21 protein-coding genes, 1 tRNA gene and 1 pseudogene are annotated in these 18,926 nt (G+C 47.1%); 9 read left to right on the top strand and 14 right to left on the bottom strand.

What is annotated here, in order from left to right:
- Window positions 1-2 precede the first annotated feature (2 nt).
- The 3 genes from ACFPK9_RS13660 to selB are packed head-to-tail and all read left to right on the top strand — an operon-like array spanning window position 3 to window position 3,266.
- Window positions 3-1,091, top strand: coding sequence for an acyl-CoA reductase (locus tag ACFPK9_RS13660; RefSeq protein ID WP_377095513.1), 1,089 nt, complete (start codon window positions 3-5; stop codon window positions 1,089-1,091).
- Between the two features lie 24 nt (window positions 1,092-1,115).
- A complete protein-coding gene (gene infA, locus ACFPK9_RS13655; RefSeq protein ID WP_377095511.1) occupies window positions 1,116-1,346 on the top strand; it encodes a translation initiation factor IF-1 in 231 nt (76 codons plus the stop codon).
- 15 nt (window positions 1,347-1,361) lie between these two features.
- Window positions 1,362-3,266 (top strand): selenocysteine-specific translation elongation factor, encoded by a 1,905-nt coding sequence (gene selB, locus ACFPK9_RS13650; RefSeq protein WP_377095509.1) that lies wholly within the window; start codon window positions 1,362-1,364, stop codon window positions 3,264-3,266.
- A gap of 6 nt (window positions 3,267-3,272) precedes the next feature.
- On the opposite strand, the gene ACFPK9_RS13645 is transcribed toward selB, so the two are convergent.
- From ACFPK9_RS13645 to ACFPK9_RS13630, 4 genes are all read right to left on the bottom strand, one after another.
- On the bottom strand, window positions 3,273-3,569 hold the full coding sequence (locus tag ACFPK9_RS13645) for a DUF971 domain-containing protein (RefSeq protein ID WP_377095508.1): 297 nt from the start codon (window positions 3,567-3,569) through the stop codon (window positions 3,273-3,275).
- A gap of 393 nt (window positions 3,570-3,962) precedes the next feature.
- Window positions 3,963-4,229, bottom strand: coding sequence for an RNA recognition motif domain-containing protein (locus tag ACFPK9_RS13640; protein ID WP_377095506.1), 267 nt, complete (start codon window positions 4,227-4,229; stop codon window positions 3,963-3,965).
- Between the two features lie 261 nt (window positions 4,230-4,490).
- Window positions 4,491-5,564: an alanine/ornithine racemase family PLP-dependent enzyme gene (locus ACFPK9_RS13635; protein WP_377096652.1), complete on the bottom strand. Its 1,074-nt coding sequence runs from the start codon at window positions 5,562-5,564 to the stop codon at window positions 4,491-4,493.
- Between the two features lies 1 nt (window position 5,565).
- Window positions 5,566-6,669, bottom strand: coding sequence for an N-acetyltransferase DgcN family protein (locus tag ACFPK9_RS13630; protein WP_377096650.1), 1,104 nt, complete (start codon window positions 6,667-6,669; stop codon window positions 5,566-5,568).
- A gap of 240 nt (window positions 6,670-6,909) precedes the next feature.
- Here ACFPK9_RS13630 and ACFPK9_RS13625 point away from each other — a divergent pair.
- Window positions 6,910-7,329 (top strand): annotated as a pseudogene (locus ACFPK9_RS13625) (ISL3 family transposase).
- Between the two features lie 117 nt (window positions 7,330-7,446).
- On the opposite strand, the gene ACFPK9_RS13620 reads toward ACFPK9_RS13625, so the two are convergent.
- Window positions 7,447-7,536, bottom strand: a tRNA-Ser gene (locus tag ACFPK9_RS13620).
- 133 nt (window positions 7,537-7,669) lie between these two features.
- Here ACFPK9_RS13620 and ACFPK9_RS13615 point away from each other — a divergent pair.
- The gene (locus ACFPK9_RS13615) at window positions 7,670-8,062 is read left to right on the top strand and encodes a hypothetical protein (RefSeq protein WP_377095504.1); all 393 of its coding nucleotides are present in this window, start codon (window positions 7,670-7,672) and stop codon (window positions 8,060-8,062) included.
- Window positions 8,063-8,227: 165 nt separating this feature from the next.
- A complete protein-coding gene (locus ACFPK9_RS13610; protein WP_377095502.1) occupies window positions 8,228-8,674 on the top strand; it encodes a MarR family winged helix-turn-helix transcriptional regulator in 447 nt (148 codons plus the stop codon).
- A gap of 256 nt (window positions 8,675-8,930) precedes the next feature.
- On the opposite strand, the gene ACFPK9_RS13605 is transcribed toward ACFPK9_RS13610, so the two are convergent.
- Window positions 8,931-9,908, bottom strand: a complete 978-nt coding sequence (locus ACFPK9_RS13605) for a hypothetical protein (protein ID WP_377095501.1) — start codon at window positions 9,906-9,908, stop codon at window positions 8,931-8,933.
- Complete coding sequence (locus ACFPK9_RS13600; RefSeq protein ID WP_377095499.1) at window positions 9,901-10,431, bottom strand: RNA polymerase sigma factor; 531 nt, start codon at window positions 10,429-10,431, stop codon at window positions 9,901-9,903. The genes ACFPK9_RS13605 and ACFPK9_RS13600 overlap by 8 nt, the downstream gene beginning before the upstream one ends.
- A gap of 263 nt (window positions 10,432-10,694) precedes the next feature.
- Here ACFPK9_RS13600 and aroB point away from each other — a divergent pair, with 263 nt between their 5' ends.
- Window positions 10,695-11,774, top strand: coding sequence for a 3-dehydroquinate synthase (aroB, locus tag ACFPK9_RS13595; RefSeq protein WP_377095498.1), 1,080 nt, complete (start codon window positions 10,695-10,697; stop codon window positions 11,772-11,774).
- 88 nt (window positions 11,775-11,862) lie between these two features.
- Here the strand turns inward: aroB and ACFPK9_RS13590 are convergent, their stop codons facing one another.
- From ACFPK9_RS13590 to ACFPK9_RS13560, 7 genes are all read right to left on the bottom strand, one after another.
- Entirely contained in the window at window positions 11,863-13,902 is a 2,040-nt protein-coding gene (locus ACFPK9_RS13590) for a hypothetical protein (protein WP_377095496.1), read from the bottom strand.
- On the bottom strand, window positions 13,899-14,471 hold the full coding sequence (locus tag ACFPK9_RS13585) for a type II secretion system protein (protein ID WP_377095494.1): 573 nt from the start codon (window positions 14,469-14,471) through the stop codon (window positions 13,899-13,901). Before ACFPK9_RS13585 ends, ACFPK9_RS13590 begins: the two co-directional genes overlap by 4 nt.
- Window positions 14,471-15,031, bottom strand: a complete 561-nt coding sequence (locus ACFPK9_RS13580; RefSeq protein WP_377095492.1) for a hypothetical protein — start codon at window positions 15,029-15,031, stop codon at window positions 14,471-14,473. Before ACFPK9_RS13580 ends, ACFPK9_RS13585 begins: the two co-directional genes overlap by 1 nt.
- Before the next feature lie 204 nt (window positions 15,032-15,235).
- Window positions 15,236-16,030 carry a GTP cyclohydrolase FolE2 gene (gene folE2 / locus ACFPK9_RS13575; RefSeq protein ID WP_377095491.1) on the bottom strand — a complete coding sequence of 265 codons (795 nt, stop codon included), beginning with the start codon at window positions 16,028-16,030 and terminating at the stop codon, window positions 15,236-15,238.
- A 105-nt stretch (window positions 16,031-16,135) separates the two neighbouring features.
- The gene (gene rpsR, locus ACFPK9_RS13570) at window positions 16,136-16,381 is read right to left on the bottom strand and encodes a 30S ribosomal protein S18 (protein ID WP_377095489.1); all 246 of its coding nucleotides are present in this window, start codon (window positions 16,379-16,381) and stop codon (window positions 16,136-16,138) included.
- 29 nt (window positions 16,382-16,410) lie between these two features.
- The gene (gene rpmG / locus ACFPK9_RS13565; protein ID WP_377095487.1) at window positions 16,411-16,584 is read right to left on the bottom strand and encodes a 50S ribosomal protein L33; all 174 of its coding nucleotides are present in this window, start codon (window positions 16,582-16,584) and stop codon (window positions 16,411-16,413) included.
- A 158-nt stretch (window positions 16,585-16,742) separates the two neighbouring features.
- Entirely contained in the window at window positions 16,743-17,582 is an 840-nt protein-coding gene (locus ACFPK9_RS13560) for a TraR/DksA family transcriptional regulator (RefSeq protein ID WP_377095485.1), read from the bottom strand.
- Between the two features lie 147 nt (window positions 17,583-17,729).
- Between ACFPK9_RS13560 and ACFPK9_RS13555 the strand changes: the two genes are divergently transcribed.
- Window positions 17,730-18,281, top strand: coding sequence for a hypothetical protein (locus tag ACFPK9_RS13555; protein ID WP_377095483.1), 552 nt, complete (start codon window positions 17,730-17,732; stop codon window positions 18,279-18,281).
- A 5-nt stretch (window positions 18,282-18,286) separates the two neighbouring features.
- A complete protein-coding gene (locus ACFPK9_RS13550; RefSeq protein ID WP_377095481.1) occupies window positions 18,287-18,904 on the top strand; it encodes a hypothetical protein in 618 nt (205 codons plus the stop codon).
- The last annotated feature ends 22 nt before the right edge of the window (window positions 18,905-18,926 follow it).

Here is an 18,926-nt window from a genome sequence, read left to right as displayed (position 1 = left end):
TCATGACCACCGAACAGCGAGCCCTAGAACTAGCAAAAGCGAGTGAAGCATTTTCCAAATTTCTCGGCGAATTCTCGGCTAACGATTTATTAGATTGGGTCAGTCATGAACTTGGCCATCCAGCAGCGCTCGACGACTACCAACAAGTCGGCGACATACTCACAAAAGCTACTCCACCCCGTCACCTACTCCACATCATCAGCGGAAACACCCCCCACGCTGGCCTTCAAAGCCTTCTCCGCGGTCTACTCATTGGAGCTAACAACATTGTGAAACTTCCGTCCCAGCCGACCTCTGCAGACGACACAGCCATACTTCCAGAAATCCGTAAATTCCACCAATCTCTGAGCCCGAGTTTACAATCGCTATCCTCTTTCACCCATGAGCTTGATGACAAGCAGCTTCATTCGGCGGACACCGTCGTTGCCATCGGCTCCGATCAAGCAATCGAAGCCATCCATTCGCGCCTCATCCCCAAGCAGCGCTTCATTCCTCACGGTCACAAAATTAGCTTCGCTCTCATCGATAAACCTTCCTCGAAAAATGCCCAACTCGCTGCCGTCGATGCCTCACTCTTTAACCAACAAGGCTGCCTATCTCCTCACGCTATTTATGTAAAAAATAACGCCAGCGACTTCGCCCCCATGCTTGCCACAGCCATGCAAGATCTCTCTCAAAAAATCCCTCGATCGCCCATCAGCATTTCCGAAAGTGGAGCCATCCGTAACCTCCGAGAAACTCTCCGATTCCAAGCCGCACAAGATCCAGCAAACACCCAACTCTACGAAAGCGACACAGACACTAGCTGGACCGTCATATATGAAAACGATTCGACACTCCGCCCTAGCCCGCAAAATCGAGTCATTTTCGTGCGACCATGGCCGAGCACTCCCGAAGACTTAGGAAATGAGCTGGAATATCTTAGCACCATTGCCCTCTCACCACTTTCTGGCTTGCTCAAGGAAGTAGAATGCCTCAAGCCTCCACGCATCTGCCAACTAGGAAAAGCACAACAACCACACTTATTCTGGCACCACGACGGCTTCGCCCCACTCGCAAGCCTCGTCACCTGGCAAGATATTCATCTCTAATCATACAATTTCTCAAATAGAACCATGGCTACCAAAGACATCCCAATCCGCACCTCTGCCACCATCAAAGAAAAACGCGAAGATGGTAAGACCTTCATTGTAACTCTTCCCAACGGAAAAACGGCTCTCGGTCATTCACAACTAAAACACAAGGAATACCGAGACTCTCTCGAAATTGGTGACCAAGTCACCGTTGAAATGACCCCTTTCGACTTTGAGAAAGCGCGTATCATTCCGACGCCCACCACCGATTAACCGAAACTATTTTCAATGAACATCATTCTGGGCACAGCCGGTCACATTGACCACGGAAAGTCTTCACTCATCAAGGCTCTCACCGGCACTGACCCAGACCGACTCCCCGAGGAAAAATCCCGAGGAGTCACCATCGAACTCGGCTTCGCCCATCTGAAGCTCGAAAACTTCGAAATTGGCCTCATCGACGTCCCAGGGCATGCCGATTTTATCAATAACATGGTCTCAGGCGTCGGCGCTCTCGACATCGCTCTCTTCATTGTCGCCGCCGACGATGGCTGGATGCCGCAATCCGAAGAGCACCTGCAAATCCTACACTACCTAGGAATCACTAACGTCATCATCGCTCTGACTAAATCAGATCTCGCTGACGACCTAGAGTTCACCATCGAACTAGTACGAGAGGAAATTCATGAGACTCCCATTTCCCAAGCCCCCATCATTCCTATTTCCTCAGTCACTGGCGATGGTATTAGCCAACTAAAAGCTGAAATTCTTAATCGTGCTAACAAACTTCAAGCATCCCCCAAACACCATATTCCCAGACTATCCGTAGATCGCGCCTTTTCCCCCAAAGGTACCGGCACAGTAGTAACTGGCACCCTCACTGGACAAAGCTTAAACCGTGGTGATCTCATCGTCAGCCTACCTGAAAATCTCACGGCAAGCATCCGAAACGTCCAAAATCACAATCAAGCACTCGACGCATCCGTCAGCGGCATGCGCACCGCTCTAAATCTCCCAGATCTTCCACTCCACCAACGTGGCAAACCTGGCGTCAAACGTGGCTCTCTCCTCACCCTTCCCGACCATTTAGAAGCTGTCGACACCATCGATGTAGCATTAGAGCGAGCCAGTCGTTCAATAACTGGACAGTCCGCAACTGCACGTGTCCTAAAAAATACAGAAACTGTAATCCTCCATCATGGCACCAGCCGAACACGCGCTCGCGTCATCCTTAATGACCGCACTACTCTCGATTTAGCAGAAAAATGCTTCGCCCAGCTACGACTTGAATCTCCCATTGCAGCCTGCGTCGGTGATCGTTTCGTGATCCGCGATGGTGCCCAACAAGGCACCTTAGCTGGCGGCATAATCCTCGATGCCGGATCCAAGGCCCGCGGCTTCCGCACCAAAAAACGAGCCAACTTTCTAGCCAAACGCTCAGTGGCGCCTGACAATTTACGCGAACTAATCCTCAGCGAACTCCTCCATAAGCCAGCCATACCGAGCTCTCCACCACTTCTCAATCTTCCCTTCACAAAGGCCTACATCCAGCAAACGGTTGAGAAACTTGCCAAAGAGAAAAAAATCACCCTCCGCAAAAACTGGATTCTGGCACCTTCATGGTGGAAAGAGATCATCACAAGCGCAGCGAAACTCGTTGACCAATGGCATAGTAGCCACTCAGATTCACCATCAATGCCGATGGGTGCATGGAAAACTCAACTCATCAGCGAAGGAGCACCAGAAGCATTGCTCGACTCCATCGAAAAACAACTGCTTAGCAACGGCTACATGAAGCAAAAAGACGGGATTGCTAATGAAGAACATTCCCTCGAACTCCCCCAACGCCTCGTCCCACACGCACAGAAAATCCTTAAATCCCTCAAGGACGGCGGCCTCACTCCGCCACCACGTGTCGAACTCGCTCCGGACGAAGCATCTCAGCAAGCTCTCACCTTCCTCATCCGTTCTAACCAAGTCATCGAACTTGACCCCAAGGCATTGCTAGATAGCCAAAACTATCAAAAACTTCACCAGTCGATACGTGACTACCTCACACAAAACCAACGCGCCACAGCATCAGAACTCCGTGAACACAGCGGCACTAGCCGTAAGTACCTCATGCCATTGTTAGAATCGCTTGACGCCGAAGGCATAACTATTCGCGATGGCGACTATCGTAGCCTCGCATAAGCAAGCCTACTCACCCAGCTTGCGAAGATACTCGTAACTATAAATTCCAGTCCCGTGGCCATCGGCCCAATGAAACTGCACAGCGTAACCGCCTATATTTTCGAATCGGACAAGCTGAAAACTCTTCTCATTATAATGTACTGGCGGCTTCACCACTCGACCGAGCGCATCTGGTTCACCCTGGCAATTCGCACACGGACACGCCTTTCTCAATTCCTCATGCTTGATATAATTCTCCAGCCCATCACTCCACGCGATTGCTAATTCGTCTCCAATACTGGCAATGGTCTCAAGGCTCAACATACCTCCCACTTAGTTACCTCCTACGAAAAATCAAGTCTATCCAATCTAGAAGCATGGCCGAGACGACCTTCTTGCCTAAATGACGAAAACCGTGCAACGCAAAGTGAACAACACCTACGAGATCACCAAGCTGTCCGCCCAGACGCTCGGCTCAGTCAGGCCATTTCCTATACCCTCACCAGAGGAAAAAATTCTTCATCTACATGAATCACGCGCAAATCGAAATCGGCAACAGGGTGTCGAACGCTACGTGCGAACAATTGCCATCAGACTAAAGAGCCCACTCTTTGTCGACTGCCCGGAAACAATGAAGCAGCCCATCATGAGCTGCTTCCCGAAATCTGGAGTGAACCCTACAAGTTCGATCACTCCCCAGAATTCTTTAATCAGAATCTAGTAGCGACCGCCTCCGCGTTCTTCGCGAGGTTTAGCTTCGTTTACCTTCAGATTACGACCGTCGAGGTCTTTACCATCAGATCCCTTAATAGCAGCCTCCATGGCTGACTTTGAGTCCATCGTCACAAAGGCAAAACCACGTGGACGACCAGTCTCGCGGTCTTCTGGAAGGTGAACATCCGTCACCGAACCATATTGAGAGAAAAAGGACTCGAGATCCTGCTTTGTCGAATTAAACGACAGATTGCCTACATACATTTTCATAATACTAATTGGCTCATGCTGTAAAAAAAACTCAGCTATTAAAACTGAAGAAAGTATGAGCCGAATTGAGCACTTAACCTGCTATGATTCTAAAAGCTATTGTTTTCTTGAAAAAACAGTAACCCTACAAGTTGTATTTAGCCGCTCGACGTGAATCTTTAGTACTAGTGCGGATAGGACTATTTCTCCGTCATCTCCGCTAACTTGAAGCGCCGAAAAGGTAACGCAATGTGAGCTAGGATGCGTTTTCTATTCAAAGCTTTATTTATGAACTTTAGGAATGAAGGGTGATGTCATGGCGCGAAGTAACGCGCTATAATCGAGCTTAAAGGAAAGCTCAGTCCCGACCTTCATCCTTCCGCGATAGTTGGTTGCGTCCACAATAAGATGATCACTGCTTGCCGCAAGGATTTTGATTCCAGGAGGCGGAACCAGTCCATCCGGATCTATGTCTTGTCTCCCTATTGCCAGAATAGCTTGGGTGATGTGACCTCGTTCACTGGTAGATATCTCTTCTCCGAAAGCATTCTGTGCTAGATTCCCCCAAGGCTTGGAAGGCTTATTTTTTAACTCGATCACTTCCGCCACTAGAGTGATGACGGAAGTGTACAGGCCTTTGATCACTTTCCGGTGAAGAGGCTCACATCCAAGAAGAAGGGCTTCACCTAGGCGGAGATTGTTGATTCGCCCTATGTCAGCTCCGCTGAATACCCATTCTAGATTTGCAGAGTTACCACCTGAAACGATTTTCACAATCGGTCCAAAAATTGCATCTATCGAATCAGCCAAGGCCGAGAGTTCTGTCATATTTTTGCAATCGGGTGACACCCCGCTTCTGCAGGCAAGATTCGTTCCGATCCCCATGAAGAGGATGTTAGAAAAGCCAAGTACTTCACGAACGGTATGTTCGAGCAGGCTCGGCATGATTCCTTCACGGAGATCACCAAGCTCCACCATGAGAACTACCCCGTGGGTACAATTTGCCTTCTTTGCGACAGCTGAAAGTCTGCGTATCACACTGAGTTCCGTATTAAAACTTAGATCTGCCAAGTCTACCACTTGCTCGATCTGGCTCAACATTGGAGAACGAATGAGAGTCATCGACTTTGAGATCTGAGCCGCTCGCATCCTCCCAATATTTTCAACTCGGGAATCTCCTAGACTGCAAACTCCAGCTCGAAGCCATGCTTCGGCGATCTCGGGCGAACCGAGAGTCGCTTTCGTCACACCTGTGACGGTAATACCTAGCTTACAAAGACGAGCCACTAGCGTAAGTGCATTGTGATACACCTTATCTAGATCTACCTCTAAACGCGGAGCCGGCTGATGGGTTATGTTAATACTGTGCCCCGATCTGAGGTAAGGCTGAGAGAACCATCTCGACTAGCCGTGTGGGTGACCGGGCCAGCGCATCTGTCGAAGGGATTTCCAATTCCTCCTCGTAGCAAGTAATTGCCGCCGAAACTTCGTCATCTGTCATACCCTCATGATTGATGGTAAGCCCGATGACTTTCGTTTTAGCAAAAGCTTCAATGAGATCAATCTCGGAACTAGGACTAGGCATCGGCATCCCATCAAAGTCGCATCGATGTTTCCGCTTCGGTGCGTGTTGCAAAATCACCCCTTGAGGACAACTTCCTCGAAGAATAAAGCTAGAAGTTGAGTAGGCTGGATGACTCAACGAGCCTTGACCCTCGATCAGGATGACATCGGGATCTTCGTTTTCGAAAGCTTCCATGATCGTGCTCTCCAACTCTCCTGCGCAAAACTGCGAAGGAACCGCATCAAGAGCCAACCCGTAGCGCGCTCCTTGAATTAGACCCGTCTGGCCGGTACCAATCAAAATCGCATTGATCCCACTTTGCTTGAGAGCACTTGCCAAGATGGTTGCAGTTGTGCGCTTTCCAATAGCACAGTCAGTGCCTAGAACCGCAATGCGCGGGCAGGTGACTTGCATGACTTTACCGCTAAAAACTCTGAGATCTTTTTTATCTCTAGGTCTTCGAACATCACGAATAATTACCCCAGATTCGGAACTTGCGGCTGCAAATTCAGGATCGTCGTTCAGAAACTCATGGAGTCCGTTCACAATGTTCATGCCCTTCGCTATTGCCCTAAGTAGAATTTGTCTCTCGGCGGACGAAAGCATTCCACTTGCCGGTGCGATCCCAAAAATGAAACAATCGGGGACACGCCCAGCGTTCGCCAATGCATCATCAAGATCTCGGCAAATTGAAATACCGTTCGGTTTACCGTCAAGAACTTCTCCGGCATCTTGCCCCACCAGCTCACTATCGATTATCGAGAGAATTTCATATTTTTCAGAATGACGAACTAGCCCGTTGGCGGTCTTTCCATCCACTCCTCCAAAGTTCCCTTCGCAATAAACAATCGCAGTTTCTGAAGGAGGCTTGCTTGACCTAAAATTCGATCTGGTCATTTGAGTGACCGCAGGTGAAATAGTTAATGAGTCAAACATAATTGACGACAACGGTAATTGGTGTGTTTTGGACATAAAGGATCCTCAAGCTAGGCTCAGAAGAGGCAACGGGGTCGTGTCAGCCGGAATTAGCGAACACTCAACGAGAAGTCCCCCCAAGATGAACTAGTAAGAGCGCCTTGTAACACGGATTATTGTGAAAGATAGGACTACTTTCTTGTGCCTAAAAAACCAGAGGATATGAATTGGGGTGGTCGAGCTGCTATGCGCAAATGTCCTGAACGCCTCAGCTCTAAGCAAAAGCGAACCCTACGTGAATTATTCAATACCTATCCAACCCTCAGACTCATCCATAAGCACATGCACCAAATCAGAAGACTCGTGAATCAAAAGGAACGCAATAAACAGCAATGCAGAAAGCTAGCCCGAGTACTTGTCGGCCACATCCGCAAACTCAAGTACTCACAGATTAAACCCATGGAAATCTTAGCAAAGACACTTCAAGAATAGTTGGAAGCTATTGGCTGTATGTGGAGGTTCACCAAGAACAATGGAATCACAGAAGGCTTTCATAGAAAAATGAAGCTCATCCAACGACGAGCATACGGATTTAGAAACTTCGAAAACTACAGATTACGCGTGATCGCTCAATGCGGCTAACCAACACAATAAACTCAAAAACATGCCTCTCCCCAAACTTTGGTGTAGACCCCGAACTGCTTCCTCATCCCTCCTAAAACCACAAAAGCCTCACCAATGAGTGAAGCTTTTGTAAAATGGCGGGCCGGGAGGGATTCGAACCCTCGATACCGTTTCCGGTATACTCCCTTAGCAGGGGAGCGCTTTCGACCACTCAGCCACCGGCCCGGTGATTCGTTCGTCGAAGTGCTGGGACAAAACCATATCTCCCCTACCGCGTCAACCCTGCAGAACTAAAAAAATCACTGTTTCTAGCGCTCTTTCTTGAGTGCTCATACAGAGGCGTTAGAATCTTCGCACAATGTCACACCTACAAGTTTACCTTCCCATTTTAGGCTTAATCATTTGCAGCTGTGCTAGCTCAAAAAACGAGACCGTTGAACCCCAAAAAGAAGTTCAGCAAGACCAACTCGTCGGACGCATTGCTACGATCTATCCAGACGCTGGCTACATGCTTATTCAGCGTTATCGCAATATCCAACCCAGCGAAAATACCATCTACTACAGCAGAAACCAACAAGGGCAAACTCACTCCGTTTCACTCAATGAACAAAAACTTGGACAGTTCTATGTAGCCGACATCAAGGATGGACGCTTTTCAATTAATGACCCCGTCTTCCAACGCACCATCGACTCTCCTCTCCAAATGGATATGAATCAATCAGATACACCAACACTCGAAAATTCTCTGTAATGCTAAAAAAAGTTTAATAAGCACCTACCAACACATTGCAAATAAGGAGATATTTTGAAAAAGTTTATAAAAACATTGCGTCTATTTTAAAAAAAGTGTTAGGCTGAGGCCGGATTCGAGAATGCTCTTAGAATCAGTAAACTACTAACCTATCACAAGGCACTTATGAAAACGCCCTCTACCCTGAACTCCCCCGCAGGCATCGCGGAAGCAGAACGACTCGCTGATTTTGTTCTATTCACTCAGCGTTCATGTATCTTGAACCTCTCATCTGAGCTCAACCGTGGTAACATTTCGTTTCCGCAGTTTTTTCTAATGGCATACCTCTCTAGTGAAGACTACCTCACCATGTCTGATATCGCTAAAAAAATGGGCCACTCCACAGCCGCTGCCACTGGACTTGTAGATCGACTGGAAAAACTTGGCTATGTCGAGCGTGTACACGCCGCAGAAGATCGCCGTAAAATCATGGTGCGTATCACCGGTAAAGGTACCGATCTCGTTGCTCAAATGCGCAAAGAAATTGCTTCAAGCCTCGCCGACACAATGGCTGAGATGGATGAAGAAGAAGCTGACACTATCCGCCATGCGCAGATGATGCTTCACCGCTAAAACTGATCTACACAAATTTAAAAAAGAACGCACCAAGCTAAGGCTGAGTGCGTTTTTTTATGCCTACCACCTTAGGGGGAGACGACAACAAACAGAACCCAGTAACTCTCTATCTACAAAACACTTAAGCCATTCAAATAAATTACCCCCTCACTCATCGCTCCTTCACCCCACCTGCTTCTTTCACCTAAATAAAAAAAATGCACAGCATCATGCTGCGCATTTAAAAAATCGTAAAACTATATCTGAACAGAATTTAGAACAAGTTCACCATATCCTGCTTATTCGCTTTGGTAAGCATCACATACGCAGTCTCGCCTTCTTTCCAATGAACCGTATTGAAGTGCGTCTTGTCACAGCCGAAGCACGACTTCAACGACACACTCTTCATCGAATCGAGAACATCAGGATCTTCAAGGTGCTTAGACTCCACCACCATGATGTGTACCATTCCCATACCTTCCTTCTCAAAGCACAGCAATGATACTGGCTGACCACTTTGTAAAAGCATATCGCGAGCTCCCACCAGTTTAGCATCCTTCAATCCCTGGGGGAGAGTCGAAGGCACTGGACTGTGCTTATCAGTCAAAAAATCCTTAGCCGCATGCTCGCAGCTTAGATTTGTGTTCAAGTCAATGCCTTCAGGATCCACCAGCTTATCTGCCATTTCTTGCACTGCATTATGAACAGAGACAGGGCGAACTGCATTACTATCAATCACTGAACTTGTCGCTGGAGTATTAACGACAATCGCAGGTGCTTGTGTATTCTGCTCGGGCTTATTGATGGTTAAAAAAGTACCAACAGCCACCACTGCCGCAGCACCAGCTACTGAAAGCCAACGCCACATTCCAACGTCAGTCACGTTGCTCTCTTCACTCACGGAACTTTGTTCCATCTCCATTGCTGTAAGAATTTGCTCACGTAAGCCCTCGGGCGGAGAAATCATTGCCATCCCAGCAGCCAGCAAGCTATCAAGTTCCGTATCTACTTCTTCTACTTGTCCATCATATTCCAATACTGCAAGAATCTCATCTCTAAGCCCATCTGGAATAGGGACTTCATTTAAAGCTTTCGCAAAGGCGGCATCGGTAGCTCGCTCTTGAGCTAGCCATTCGCCAACCTCTCTATCCTCAGTCGCTAGACGCAATGCGTCGGCAAACTCAGGCATATGTGCGTCCTCGCCATCGGGACGAAAACTCCGTAGTAAAAATTTAGCCTGTTGTTTATCCATTTTGTCTGACCTTCCCGTCCATTTTAATAATTTTGCTCTCAGCTTCTACCTGCATTTTGGTACGAAGCTGCTCCTTCCCACGTGAAATACGTGACATCACAGTTCCTATTGGAATATCTAAAATCGCTGCAATTTCCTTGTAGCTATGTTGTTGCAAGAAAAAAAGTGAAAGCGGCGCTCGAAAGGTTTCATCCAGCTGCTGTAAAAGCTCCACAGCTCGTTTCCCATCCAGCCCACGGCTGGTATCTGGTTCATGCGTCGTAAGTTGGTAATCCACCGTATCGAGATCCGTTTCAGGAAAACGCGTAGAACGACGCGAATATGCTAAGAACTCGCGGTAGAGCGTCGTAAACAACCACGTCTTTGCCTTGCTTCTATCCTTCAATTGGTCCCCTTTCTGGGCCCAAATGCAGAATGTTTGTTGCACTAAGTCAGCCGCTCTATCGGGATTTTTTGCCAAGGAATAGGCAAATCGATACAGGGCTTGGTAGTGGGCGTCTACTAATTCTTGGAACTCACTCATGCTTTCTAGTACTAAGAGTAAAGAGAGTACAAAACTATTCCATACTTATCCCATTTTTCTCAAGCCAGCTCACCCAATGCTAGTAACTAATAATTAATCACTGGTTCGAGAACTTCTTATCACCATAGATCAAACCCGATCTAGTAGCTTACTAATTATGATAATGAACCCCAGAGCAGCCAACAAACTTCACTTTTGCAGTATTTAACTAAATCCACGACTTCATTGTTTACGAAATCCCTTACATCCCCTAAGCAATCGCTATGGCTAGCGTCCACGTTAATTTAGGTTCCCGATCCTATCAAGTACTCTGTGATTATGGCATTCTTGAAAATGCAGCTAAACACATCCAAGAAGCTGGTCTTCAAGGTAAAGTGGCGATCATCACCGACAGCAATGTCGGTCCTTATTACAGTAAGACTTTAGTCGAAAAACTGAATACTGCCGGCTACCAAGCTACCACTCATAGCGTCCCTGCTGGAGAAGCCTCCAAATCAATGAGCAAGGTCGAACTGCTCTGCCGCGAAATGACGCAAGATGGCCACGACCGCTCCTCCTTCGTTATCGCACTTGGCGGCGGCGTGGTCGGCGACCTCGCTGGCTTTGTCGCATCGGTGTTCTACCGCGGTATCCCTTTCGTACAAATTCCAACTACCATTGTCTCCCTGGTCGATTCCTCCGTTGGCGGAAAAACTGGCGTCAATATTGCCGAAGGCAAGAACCTCGTTGGGGCGTTTCACCAGCCGCAACTCGTACTTGCTGACCCAGCGACTCTCAGCACACTGCCAGGGCGCGAATACCGCGAAGGATATGCCGAAGCCATCAAGCACGCTGCCATCCGAGACGCAGCGATGCTCACCGAACTCGAAGCCCTCTCTCCAGAAGATCAAGCACCAGCAGCTGAACTCATCGCTAGAAATATCTCCATCAAAGCGCGCGTGGTAGAAGAAGATGAACAGGAAATCTCTGGCACCCGAGCGCTTCTCAACTTTGGCCACACGATCGGCCACGGCATCGAAGCCGCTGTCCCATATGGCACCCTACTTCACGGCGAAGCTATTTCTCTAGGCATCCGTGCAGCCCTACTTCTCTCGGAAGAATATTCCACCCTCACTCCCCAAGACTCAGAGCGCGTACTCAAACTTCTCGACACCTTCCAGCTTCCTTTAACTCTCCCAACCAAAATCAAAACAGAAGTCGTTCTTGAGAAAATGAAACGCGACAAGAAATTCAGCGGCGGCACAATCAACTTCGTTCTCCTCGACAAACTTGGTAGCGCCTTCGTCTCGAAAGAAGTTACTTGGAAATCAATCGAACAAACGATCGAGACGCTTCGTAGCTAAACGACCTGAGCCTCCGTGCTCGTATCTCAAAAGTGTAGTCTTGAAAAGACTATGCCTTCTCAGAAGCTTAAAATAACTAAGCCACTGATTAACGTTTCTTCTGAATGACTACCAGCCAGTTCATAACATTTACTGGAGGGAGTTCACTTAGACTTGTGATAGGTCTTAAATCTGCTATGATTTGATTAGCATCAGCTGTAGCTGCGCCCACGGCTATTAAGTCCAATATATCTGTACGAGTAGCTGCATCATTCTCACTCAGACTACCAATACTCCCAGTGAGAGAAACCTGCCGTGCGTTGACACTCTCACCATAGCGTATCGAAGGAGCATAAATGGATAAAGCCGGATAGGTAGCTCCCCCACCGTTCAAACCAGTAGACACAGTGTTAACATTAGTCAAAATATTGAGGGTATAGTTTGTCACAAAAGAAAAACCATGCGTATCAAACAAAGAAAGGTCCTTTACTCCAGCCATCTCTACAGCCATATGAGTACCTCCAAAATTGTCATCTTGTGGGTCCTCGATTCCAGCTATTGTGTGTCGGGCATTCACTACAATCGAATGGTTTTCTTCTAATTGAGTTGCTGTAATTGGTATTGTTGCCGTGTTCTGTAAATAATCCGCTAACTCTCCCACATCCACTACGAGTACCGGTTGTCCACCTGTTATTTTCGTATAAAATGGTAAACCAATAGTTTGGGCTGATGGAAGGTTACTATTATCAACACTAAAAATCTCTTGTGCGGTAGTTCCAACACCGGTCTTATAAGTGAGCTCCACGGCCGTAGGGGTCTGATCCGTTCCAGTACCTGTTCGCGAAGCCACAGTCTCTGTGACATCAAGTTGCATCGCACATTGAAAGCAACCTCGTGTATACTCAGCCCAACTCTCACGACTCAGCCTATTAATATTCTCTGCTGGACTTGAAGTATCTGGATTTCCATGAGCATAGCGGTCAAAAAAATCAGCACCTGTATTAATTGGAATAAACAAACTGCGAGCAAAATCTGAGGCCTGCGAAATTGGAAAAAATTGTCCTACATTATTGACCATTTCAAATTGGTTGCGTGCGGCTCGACTATCTGCATTATATCCTCCTACGGTTCCGCCGGCTAAAACACTACCTTGAGTGGTCGCCAAACCTGCCAAATTGGCTCCTCCTTGAACATTCGCGTCTTTTGCATAAACATTTCCGCTGACAGTGATATTTGCCCCCCAAGCGGTATTGTTAATTTGCCCTAAATTAGTAAATGAAGAAGAACTAATCGCAAGCTGAGCCGGCACTTCATATAATGATAGTATGTATTCATTCTTATTCAATGCGGTCTGTCCTAACCCAGTATTACCTACATCTAATGCTTGAGTATGAAGATAAAGTCGCCACCAGTTCTGACGCGCAATAAAAGCTACCCCTGGAGTGCCATAACCAAAGTGAATATCAGGATAGAGTACCGTGTCTGAAAAATAAGAACGTACATCATCTACATCTGACGCTAGATCGTAAGTTAAGTTAGAAGAGATAAGAGGGGCCAAAACACTCTTATCCGCATCATTCGAACCAACTCGCTCATCTAATTGCGGAGGGTAACCTGTTAGCGCGTTTCCCACTGCATCTGCACGAGTAGTCGCAGCACTCGGTGTGTAACCAGCAGCTAAGCCTGTATCCTCCACTCCAGTATCAGCCACATCTCCAATGAAGTCTGTAACGTTCAATGCTGCAGAAGTATCGCCCGTGTTCCCATTTACTAATGCAGTTCCTACTGCAGCTTCGAGTGCAGCATGAGTCGCAGCTGATCGTGCGGCAGATAAATTCGACCAGTCTCTCGCATTTTCATACATGCGAGAAAACCTTCTAGGCGCTCTTGGATTTCCATTATTAGTCGCAGAGTTTTCAGACATTGTATTGGCCGCATACAGTGGAGTCAAGGTGACAACTGATCTTAAAAATGCCTGCTCGCGCACCTCATAATCAATCGCCAACTGAACTTTTTTCTGACTTTCAAGATTTCGAATCGCCGCACGATACTGAATTGCAGCAAGTGTCAGCATAAAAGCACAGACCACTACTGTACTCACTAAAGTGACTACACCTTTACGTTTTCTAGATACTTTTGAAATTCTCATAATGATGGAGAGGCTGCATATGTAATTTGTCCCCCATAAGGACCAGTTAAGGTAAACTCAATAACCCCCTCATAACCAGCTACGTTGACACCGTTAAGTGTCCCATTACTCACGTCAAATACAGCACCCGCAACCCCGCTTGCCATAGTCCATGTGTCTCCATTAACGATCGAAAGTATACCATTGTTATTAGTTACATTACTATATTCAATACTCCCATTTGCCGCATTATAATTAATGATCCCATACTCCTTCCCTCCATTAGGACTAGAAAAGCCGAGCATCACAGCGGTTCCCCCTGCCAACGTACCACCAGTGCCATTAAGTGCATTTGCTTGAGTATTATGCACACGAAAAGCATCAGCCTGAGAAAACAACCGAACCACCATGTTATTCACCAATGGCGCATCTTCCGCTATGAACTTTTGTGTATTCCACCAGCTCAAAAACTGTACCTGCTGTGACAACATACTTGTCAATGTTCCAGCTATCATAATGACTAAGACCATCACGACTGAAAGCTCAATCAGCGTGTACCCCTTTTTCTTATTTCTCGTAGATACTTTCATTATTCAGAGCGTACAATGGTTCTAGATTTCACAAATGTCCGACCATCAATTTCATAAGTCACATGACTCACCAGCTGATAAGCCCGAATTCCCATTCTATTTAAAGCTAACCTCCCACCTGCATTTGGATCAAAAAGGCCTGCAGCTGCGCGAATATTCCCTTGTAAAGTGATGCGCTCACGGCGAACCTCCCCCCCATAAGCACGCCCAGCACCACCAGAGACAAAACTGGGAAGCTGACCCAGCGTTACAGCTTGCGCATTAGTTAAACCACCATTCCCCCATAGCGATGTACCCGCAGCAATAGAATCAAAATCCATCTTATTAGCTGCAGCAACTTCCTTTGAAAGATAAGCATCAGCTAGGTTCTGCTTCATGACCCATGAACGAGGCTGAAGAATATTCAGAGAGGCGTTCGCCAAAACAATCGCAATCGCGACAAGGATAAACAAAGACACGGAGGCTTCGATCAGGAAGCTTCCCTTGCGTTTTTTGAAGCTGGGGGAAGCATGAGCTGCTTGCGTCAGTAGCAGCTTCGAATCTGACAGAGTGGTTTTCATGAATATCTGAAATCACGGGGAGGTGCCTAATAAAGCATACACAGTTAATCAGACAATCATAAACTTACAGCCATTAAATACGCGCTCCAATCCGATGGTACATCCACCTTGGTATTATAGGAATTGACGATCACTTCTAAACCACAAAAAAGGCCGCGATCTCCCGCAGCCTCCGTCGAAGAATTTAATACAGATTCCCTCAGTTTACACGTGCTTCTCGATCATCGCGTAAGCATTATGGTTGTGGATCGACTCAAAATTTTCAGCCTCCACTTTGTACCAGATAATATTGTCCTGAGCGTTCGCCTTACTGGCAATATTACGAACTAAATCTTCTACAAAAACTGGATTTTCATAAGCCTTCTCAGTCACGTATTTTTCATCAGGTCGCTTGAGCAAACTGTAGAGTTCGCAGCTGGCTGAAGATTCCACAAGATCGATAAGATCTTCGACCCAAATTGGCTGCTTTGCACGCACAGCAAAAGTCACCAGACCGCGCTGATTGTGCGCGCCGTATTCTGAAATTGCCTTAGAACAAGGACAAAGCGTCGCCACCGGGACCATTACTGTACAGATAAAGTCTGAATCACCATTCGAGCATGCTTCGACTTCGAAGCGGACAGTATAATCTAAAACCCCACCCTTCCCCGTAACTGGCGCTGGCTTGGTACGGAAAAATGGAAATTCAAATTCCACATGCGCTTTCGATGCCTCAAGACGCTCCAGCATCTCCTCTGGCACCGCCTTCATCTCGCGCACATCTAAACAATTACCGTGACTGTTCAGCACCTCTACAAAGCGACTCATGTGTGTCCCTTTGAAATGCTCAGGTAGATCTACAGCGAGAGCTGTCGTCGCAACTGTGCGCTGACTTCCCCCTTCTTTTTCACGAACTTCTACAGGAAAGCGAAGCGCCTTCACGCCCACGCGATCAATTGCGATGTTGCGGTCGTCGCGCTCGTTTTGTGTGTCTTTCAATGGCTGAATCTCAGCAGGCATGGAATCAATATAGTAAATTTAATAAACAAAGCGAGCTAGTCCAGAAGATGCCGGACTAGCTCGGGAAAACCATTCATCTGGTATCAACACCCAGAGTCTTCCAGATTATGGAAGAAGGTTGCAGGAACGAGCACGCTTAATTTCGCGAGTGATCTTGCGGTGAAGCTTAGCAGAAACACCAGTCACACGACGTGGAAGGATCTTGCCAGTTTCAGAAGTAAATTTGGAAAGAATATCAGTATTCTTGTAATCGATCTGCTCAGCAGGAAGATCGATACGACGACGAGTCATCGAACGGTTAGCCTTACGGAAAGCGATACGACGCTCAATTGTCTTAGGTTCAGTAGACATAATAGTAAATTTGTTAGTTTAGAATGCGATTAACGAAGTTCACGGTGAAGTGTACGACGGCGAAGCTTTGGATTGTACTTCACTTTTTCGAGACGACCTGGAGTATTCAGGCTCTTCTTGTTTCGTGTAGATGTGTAACGAGAAGGTGATTTACCTTCAGCGCGTGCTTCTGTGCATTCGAGGATGATGATGTCGCGTGGCATGGTTTAAAAAATTAGAATTTGGGAGGCGCAAGCTACCGAAAACAGACGCTTCGTCAAGACAAACCGAGCTTTTTTTCGCACATTTTTAAGCTTAAACCAAAAACACCTGCTGTAGCACGATGACCACAACAGGTATTACTAATCGTTTTTCAAATGAGTTACAGCGTCAAACCACTATATCCCGCCTCATCTTCACGGCGATAGCGATTCTTCCCATGCTTGGCTTCCCACTTTTCCTGACATTGTACCGTAAGTCGGCAAAACGGAATTGCCTCAAGCCGTTCTTTAGGAATTTTCTCACCAGACATTTCACAAATCCCGTAAGTCCCACGCTCCACGCGGCGAATCGCTTCTTCGATTTCGTAAAGCGCATCGTGCTCTTTCCCTAAAATGTTCAGGGCTAGATCGCGGTCGTATGCATCGCTCCCAGCATCTCCCTGATGCATCCCCGAACCATTTGCCTCACTTCCCTCCGGGTGATTCCTCAGAGTATCCTGAGCTTTGTCAAATGTCGTGTCCACCAGCTCATCGCGCAGATCGAGTAGACGCTTGTGTTGCTTTTTGACAAATGCTGTGAGTTTAACCGGCTTGTTCAGGGTTTCCTTCATTTTTTTCTTCTTACTATTTTTTGGTTCTGATGCCTTATTAGGCGGAGAGGATTTTTCCGTGAGTTTCTTCACGGACTTGCTTGGCTTCTTTGCCTTCTTAACCAGCTTAGCCTGAGACGAAGATTTAGTCTTAACTGTTTTCGATATTGGCTTTTTAGAAGGCTTTTTTACGGCTTTCTTCACTACTTGCTTTTTCGCCGACTTCTTAGCTACCTTCTTAGTCGGTGTTTTCTTCGAGGGTTTGGCTGTTTTAACCACCTTTTTCGGTGCCTTTTCAGCTGCTTTTTTGGCAGACTTTTTAGCGACTTTTTTAGAGACCGCATTCTTTTTCGCTGTCTTTTTGACCGCTTTTCTTGCGACCTTGCTAGCCTGTTTCTTATTGACTGCCATATAGTTAGCTGGTTTAATTTAGTTTTGTAATTAGATAGGAAAACTAAAGCATTACGAGATTTAGCACTATCGAGTTAAAGATTTTTGGCACCAAAGCAAGAAAAAACGATATTACAGAATCGTTTCAAAAGCTGGAATTCTGAGGATTTGACACAGCATTACAGAGACGGCACAGTCATTGCCATGACTTGGAATGACCAATTTTTAAAACTCTTCCGCCGTTGTATCGAAGCCTACCGCAGTGGCAATTCCGACTACGACTCCTACTACACTGAGGACGACATCGCTTTCCTCCAATCCATCGGCTATAAGCCGCGCGAACTTTTCGACTTCGTAGAAGACCTCGGCGATGCCGGTGAACCTACAGAATCCACCGCACTACTCATTGCAGCAGTTCGCCGCGATTACTTTACTGTCGTTCAAAATGGCGTCCTCAGCGACCACGAAATCACCTCGAATGAGCTCCCTGGCAAACAGGACGTCTATGATGGACTCCCCTACTTCGAACGCATTTTCACCAAAGCCGAGCACAAGCTCCGTGGCGAACTCGACCCAAACCTTATGTTTTGTTGTGGAGGAGACCGTCGCTTCCTCCGCGAAAATGGCGACATTCACCCAGCGGATTTCCTTCGCCACGTATGGGCTGCCGATGGAGACATTCAACAAGTCGCCGAATTCGTAAAATCTCAAAAAGCCTAACTCATATGGCAAAAGACTACAAAGGCGAACAAGTCCTCGTCATCACTCGTGAGTTACTCGACAGCCTCGGCTCCTTCCAAGGAATCAATATTGATGTCGACAAGTACCTCCCATCTATTCTCGACCCGAAAAATAACTTTTTCATGGACCGCGGAGCGGCGGAGGACGACCCGAGCCACAAGCAAATTATACCCTACGTACTGATCCGACTGAATGGTGAGTTCGTCCATTATTCACGTGGCAAAGCGGGTGGTGAAGCACGTCTACACGCCAAGCGTTCTTTAGGAATTGGTGGTCACATCAACCCCGAAGACACGCGCGAAGACCACCTCGGGCGTGAAACTTACATGGCGGGAGTCGAACGTGAAATCGCTGAAGAAGTAGTTATCGATGGAAGCTACACCCAAAAAATTATCGGATTACTCAACGACGACACCAATGAAGTTGGTCAAGTCCATCTCGGAGTAGTCCACCTCTTCGACATCGAAGGGTCATCTGTAGCATCAAACGAAGACGCCATTGCCGATCTCCAACTCAGCACTACGGAAGTCATCAAGGCCGACTACTACGAGCGACTCGAAACCTGGTCACAGTTCTGCGCCGATATCCTCGACGACCTTTAGGTAAGCACTCAGATTGATAGTT

The organism is Rubritalea spongiae (genome assembly GCF_042652385.1).
Lineage (GTDB): Bacteria > Verrucomicrobiota > Verrucomicrobiia > Verrucomicrobiales > Akkermansiaceae > Rubritalea > Rubritalea spongiae.
This window is presented reverse-complemented; position numbering and strand designations above follow the sequence as displayed.

Excerpts from the sequence above, each read along its gene's own strand:
- selB (WP_377095509.1), top strand. The coding sequence starts at position 1,362 with ATGAACATCATTCTGGGCACAGCCGGTCACATTGACCACGGAAAGTCT.
- ACFPK9_RS13610 (WP_377095502.1), top strand. The coding sequence starts at position 8,228 with ATGAAAACGCCCTCTACCCTGAACTCCCCCGCAGGCATCGCGGAAGCA.
- ACFPK9_RS13615 (WP_377095504.1), top strand. The coding sequence starts at position 7,670 with ATGTCACACCTACAAGTTTACCTTCCCATTTTAGGCTTAATCATTTGC.
- ACFPK9_RS13560 (WP_377095485.1), bottom strand. The coding sequence starts at position 17,582 with ATGGCAGTCAATAAGAAACAGGCTAGCAAGGTCGCAAGAAAAGCGGTC.
- ACFPK9_RS13580 (WP_377095492.1), bottom strand. The coding sequence starts at position 15,031 with ATGAAAACCACTCTGTCAGATTCGAAGCTGCTACTGACGCAAGCAGCT.
- folE2 (WP_377095491.1), bottom strand. The coding sequence starts at position 16,030 with ATGCCTGCTGAGATTCAGCCATTGAAAGACACACAAAACGAGCGCGAC.
- ACFPK9_RS13640 (WP_377095506.1), bottom strand. The coding sequence starts at position 4,229 with ATGAAAATGTATGTAGGCAATCTGTCGTTTAATTCGACAAAGCAGGAT.
- ACFPK9_RS13585 (WP_377095494.1), bottom strand. The coding sequence starts at position 14,471 with ATGAAAGTATCTACGAGAAATAAGAAAAAGGGGTACACGCTGATTGAG.
- ACFPK9_RS13550 (WP_377095481.1), top strand. The coding sequence starts at position 18,287 with ATGGCAAAAGACTACAAAGGCGAACAAGTCCTCGTCATCACTCGTGAG.
- ACFPK9_RS13660 (WP_377095513.1), top strand. The coding sequence starts at position 3 with ATGACCACCGAACAGCGAGCCCTAGAACTAGCAAAAGCGAGTGAAGCA.
- rpmG (WP_377095487.1), bottom strand. The coding sequence starts at position 16,584 with ATGCCACGCGACATCATCATCCTCGAATGCACAGAAGCACGCGCTGAA.
- ACFPK9_RS13630 (WP_377096650.1), bottom strand. The coding sequence starts at position 6,669 with ATGACCAGATCGAATTTTAGGTCAAGCAAGCCTCCTTCAGAAACTGCG.
- ACFPK9_RS13600 (WP_377095499.1), bottom strand. The coding sequence starts at position 10,431 with ATGAGTGAGTTCCAAGAATTAGTAGACGCCCACTACCAAGCCCTGTAT.
- infA (WP_377095511.1), top strand. The coding sequence starts at position 1,116 with ATGGCTACCAAAGACATCCCAATCCGCACCTCTGCCACCATCAAAGAA.
- rpsR (WP_377095489.1), bottom strand. The coding sequence starts at position 16,381 with ATGTCTACTGAACCTAAGACAATTGAGCGTCGTATCGCTTTCCGTAAG.
- ACFPK9_RS13645 (WP_377095508.1), bottom strand. The coding sequence starts at position 3,569 with ATGTTGAGCCTTGAGACCATTGCCAGTATTGGAGACGAATTAGCAATC.
- aroB (WP_377095498.1), top strand. The coding sequence starts at position 10,695 with ATGGCTAGCGTCCACGTTAATTTAGGTTCCCGATCCTATCAAGTACTC.
- ACFPK9_RS13605 (WP_377095501.1), bottom strand. The coding sequence starts at position 9,908 with ATGGATAAACAACAGGCTAAATTTTTACTACGGAGTTTTCGTCCCGAT.
- ACFPK9_RS13590 (WP_377095496.1), bottom strand. The coding sequence starts at position 13,902 with ATGAGAATTTCAAAAGTATCTAGAAAACGTAAAGGTGTAGTCACTTTA.